Genomic DNA, 583 nt, shown 5'->3' on the forward strand with positions numbered 1-583 from the left:
TATCTGCGTCGAGCGCGGCATCGACATGGTTGTTGGCTTGCTGGCAATTCTCAAGGCCGGCGGTGGTTATGTGCCGCTGGATCCGGCGTATCCGTTGGACCGCATTGCCTACATGTTGGAAGACAGTGCGCCAGCGGCAGTGTTGGTGCAGGACGTTACCGTCGGCTTGTTGCGCGATGCCTCGATGGCCGTGATCAATCTCGACAGCGGTTTGTGGCAGGACGAGTCCGTCTCCAATCCGGAGATCAGCGGGCTGACTTCATCGCACCTGGCCTATGTCATTTACACCTCGGGTTCGACGGGTCTGCCTAAAGGCGTGATGATCGAACACCGCAACACAGTGAACTTCCTGACCTGGGCCCATCGCTCCTTCGATGACGCCACGTTGTCGAAAACCCTGTTCTCGACTTCGCTGAACTTCGACTTGGCCGTCTACGAGTGCTTCGCGCCGTTGACCTCCGGCGGCAGCATCGACGTGGTCACTAATGTGCTGGAACTGCAACAGGGCGAGCACGACATCACCTTGATCAACACCGTACCGTCGGCCCTCAAGGCGTTGTTGGAATCGGGCGGGTTGGGCGAG

Annotated in this window: 1 protein-coding gene; it reads left to right on the forward strand. The window is 59.0% G+C overall.

The window, feature by feature from the left end; translation table 11 throughout:
• Positions 1-583 (forward strand): AMP-binding protein (locus tag AC09SL_RS29505; protein WP_479572011.1); only part of this gene is annotated, 583 nt, incomplete at both ends.

Source organism: Pseudomonas sp. PF05, from assembly GCF_056521845.1.